Raw genomic sequence first — 4,054 nt, forward strand, 5'->3', positions numbered from 1 at the left:
CCCGGGCCGCCCCGGGGGGGGGGGCGCGGGGCGCGGGGGGGGCTCGGGGCGCCCGGGCCGGGCGCCGCGCTCGGTGGGGGGGGGGGGGGGGGGCCCCCCCCCCCCCCCACCGCCGTCTCGTCGCGCCCGGTCATCCGGCCACTCCCTTGCTCACTGGCTCATGGTCGTTCGTCGCTGCGGTGGGCCGGAGCGGCCCCCGGGCTCACAGGCCCTGGCGCTTCTTCTCCATCTCCATCCAGGCCCGGCCGACCTCGGCGACGTGGTCGCCGAAGTCCCGCTCCATCTTCTGCTTGGGCGTCAGCTCGCCCTGGGGCACCTCCACGTCGGCGCCCGCGCCCTTGCGGTACCCGGTCGCATAGTAGACCGGCACGCCGGTCTGTTCACGCGACAGATAGCCGGAGCAGTCCGCGTGACCTGGGCCGATGCCGCAGGGCTCGCGCTCGGTGTACAGGCTGAGCACCTCCGGCTGGTCCTTCTGGTCGCGGGTCGCCTTCAGGTGGTCAATCCAGCCGCCGAGGTGCGTCTCGGAGTGCAGCGGCGTGATCCCGGCGCGCGGGGTGCTGGGCGGCACCGAGCTGTCCACCACGAAGCTGACCTGCTTCGTCCTGGGGTCGTACACCTCGATCACCGCGTAGTTGCGCCCGGTGAGGTCCGGCCGGTGCGCGGCGTCCTTGACCGCGCCCTGGATGCTGCGCTTGCCGAACGTCTCCTTGATGTCGCTGCGGAGGTCGTTGTAGTTCGCGGACTGCTTCAGTCCCGCCTCGCCCTTGGACGTGGAGTGGTCGACGGCGCCGCGGCTGGAGGTGTCCGCCTCGCCCGGGGCGCTTCCCTGCACCCGGGGGTCGGCGTTGTAGGGGTACGACATCGGCTCGGGGCTGGCTCCGACGCCGTGGTTCTTGTGGAACTCGTCGCTCATCCGGCCCATGGCGGCGACGGCGGCGCCCTGCTCACCCGGGTCCATGTCCTTGAACCCGGGCAGCGCGTCCTCCAGCGCCTTGCGGTCGAACGTCTTCGGGTTGCCGGCCTTGCTCTTGTCGAGCACGTCGCCGAGTTCGCCGTTCTCCGCCCACTCGTTCAGGCGGTTGTAGACGTTCTCCATGTCGAGCTGGCGGACGTCGTTGGTGTCGCGCAGCTTCTGCTGGTTGGCGTCCGGCTCGACGCCGTAGAGCGTGTCCTTCGCGCCTTCCTTCGGATCGAGGTGCTCGTCGCTGCGGGCCGGCTCGTGGATCGGGTGGTCGGGGTCGTTCTTCCGGCGCTCGTCGACGACCTCCTTGTCGGTCTTCGGCGTGTCGCCGTCCGGGTTGCTGTGCGACGGGCCCGCTTCGGCGTTCCCGTTCCCGTTCCCGTCCCCGTCGTGCTTCTGCTTCTTCTTGGCCGCCCCGTCCTCGTGCTCGTCCTCCGCCTTGTTCTTGCCCGCCGGGTCCTCCGGCCGCCGGTCCGTCCTGTCGTGGTCGGTGGTCGGGCGGTCGGTGGTCGAATGGTCGTTCTTCGGCGAGTCGTTGGTGGGGTGGCGGTCCGGGTCGAGGGTGATCGCGAACACGCCGTGGTCACCGTTGTGCAGCGGCTTGTCGCTGCGCTGGCCGGTCTGGTTGTCCAGGTAGGTGATCTTGCCGTCGTGGTTGACGACGTTCCACGCGTGGGCCCGCCCGTCGGCGTCCTGCGTGATGATCACCGCCTGCGAACCGTGCCCGTCGTTGCGCAACTGGTCCTCGACCCGACGGAACGCCGGATCCCCGTTGCCCATGTCCCGGAACGGCGCGCCGAGCTGGTTCTCCGCCCGGTCCCGGCCGCCCCGCTCACCCTCCGGCCCGCCGTCCCGGCGCGGCGCGGCGGCCGTCGGATTGCCGCTGTAGGTGTCCGCCGTCGACAGCGCCACGTCGAGGCAGTTGTTGTCCCGCCCCGGCGCCCGGTGCCCGTCCCCGTTGACCGCCCCCGGCCAGTCCCCGTTCGGATCCGGATGCCGCTGCGGCGTCCCGTCCGGATTCCGCGGCACCCGGCTCTCCAGATCCGCCTGATGCTGCGGATCCGGCCGCTCCAGCCCGCCGGGCGTGTCGTACGGCCGACTGTCCGCGAGCCCGCCGTCCGGCCGCGGACTGTGCCCGTCGGGCACGGCGTCCTGGTGCGAACCGTCCGCGTCGGGGCGGTGATCGGCGTCCGACCGGTGATCGCCGCCGGGACCCTCGCCATCGGGTCGGTGGTCGGCATCCGGCTGGTGGTCGGTCTCGGGACGGTGGCCGTCAGGACGGTGATCGGCGTCGGGACGGTCGCCGTCGGGGTTCGCCGAGCCCGGACGACTCGAATCCGGCCGCGCCGTGTCGGAGTGATTGCCATCGGGGCGGGCAGCGTCAGGACGCCCACCGTCGGGCCGAGTTGAATCCGGACGCCCACCATCGGGGTGGCTACCGTCCGGACGGGCAGCGTCAGGACGCCCGCCGTCCGGCCGCGCCGTGTCGGAGTGATTGCCGTCGGGGCGGGCAGCGTCAGGACGCCCACCGTCGGGCCGAGTTGAATCCGGACGCCCACCATCGGGGTGGCTACCGTCCGGGCGCGCCGCGTCGAACCGCGAACCGTCCGGCCGCGCCGTGTCGGAGTGATTGCCATCGGGGCGAGCCGAATCCGGACGTGCACCATCGGGACGCACACCGTCCGGACGCGCCGGGTCGGGGCGACCACCGTCCGGCCGCGCACCGTCAGGACGCCCACCTTCGGGACGGCCTGCATCGGGACGTGAGCTGTCAGGCCGCGCTGCTTCCGGGCGAGTTGAGTCCGGACGCCCGCCCTCCGGGCGAGCCGTGCCCGGGCGTGCCGCATCAGGCCGTGCCGTGTCCGGCCGTCCCGTGTTCGGCCGAGCGCCGTCCGGGCCGCCGGGGCGGCTCGTGTCGGGGCGGTCGGCTGCCGGTCGCGGTGTGAACGTCGAGTTCCCGGTGGGCTGTTGGCCTTGGCGGTCGGGGCCGTGGCCCTGTCCCGGCACCGTCGGGGTGGTGCCCGGCCCGGACGTCGGACGGCCCGCGCCGCCGCCACCGGCCGGAGCGCCACCGGTCGGCGTACCCCCGCCGGTCGGCATCCCGCCGCCGCCCATCGGCATGCCGCCACCCGCGACACCTCCCCCGCTCACGGGGCCGGTGCCGTCCGGACCGGTCATCGTGGTGCCGCCGGCACCCGGCCGCTGGTCGGTGCCCACGTGGGGCGGCGGAGCGGTGGCCGTCCCGCCGAGACCGGCCACGTCCAGACGCGGCGGGACCTGACTGTGCGTCGAGGAGTCGGAGTCGCTCCGCTGCTCGCCGCCCCGGAACGGGGGCGCACCCCCAGCCATGGCGGGGGAACCGACAGGCGGACGCATGCCCGAACCATCGTGCTGCGCCCCGTCCGAACCCTGCTCGTGATGCGGACCGGGTGCCCCACCCGAAGGCCCGGGCTCACCCACCGCAACACCCGGCCGCTCATGAGACGGCGTCTCCCCGGGTCGCGGCGCGGGAATGTCGTGCGGACGCCCTGGATCGCTCCCGTGCGACGAACCCGACGGAGAATCGTCCCCGAAGCCGGACCCGGCCGGAGAGCTGCCACCGTCCGCATGCGGCTGGTGCAGTTCGAAGCCTGGCTTGTCCACTCGGTCGGAGTGGTCGACGGTGGCACCGCTGTGGTACGCGACACTCATCTGGTCGGTGCTCACCTTGATACCGTTGGAGTCCTTGACGACGTCGCCTCCCAGCGCATGCTCGTCGAAGGACAGGTGATAGTCGCGCTCGGGTCCACGCGACGGACCGTCGCTCCCGGCCGACCGGCCCGAATCGGCATCCGACCGATGCGGCGCACCGTCATGACCCCCCGGACGCCCGCCATCGGCACCCGTGTGCGACGCACCGTCATGCCCAGCGGGCCGACCACCATCAGCACCCGCATGCGACGCACCGTCGTGCCCAGCCGGACGCCCACCACCGACACCCGTGTGCGACGCACCCTCATGCCCAGCGGGCCGACCACCATCAGCACCCGCATGCGACGCACCGTCGTGCCCAGCCGGACGCCCACCACCGACACCCGTGTGCGACGCACC

General features: G+C 73.4%; 1 protein-coding gene. It reads right to left on the bottom strand.

What is annotated here, in order from left to right:
- Nucleotides 1-202 precede the first annotated feature (202 nt).
- Nucleotides 203-2,110: a toxin glutamine deamidase domain-containing protein gene (locus tag ACFV4P_RS12150; RefSeq protein ID WP_380470062.1), complete on the bottom strand. Its 1,908-nt coding sequence runs from the start codon at nucleotides 2,108-2,110 to the stop codon at nucleotides 203-205.
- Nucleotides 2,111-4,054 lie beyond the last annotated feature (1,944 nt).

The sequence above is a fragment of the Kitasatospora sp. NPDC059795 genome (assembly GCF_042732175.1).
Classification (GTDB): domain Bacteria; phylum Actinomycetota; class Actinomycetes; order Streptomycetales; family Streptomycetaceae; genus Kitasatospora.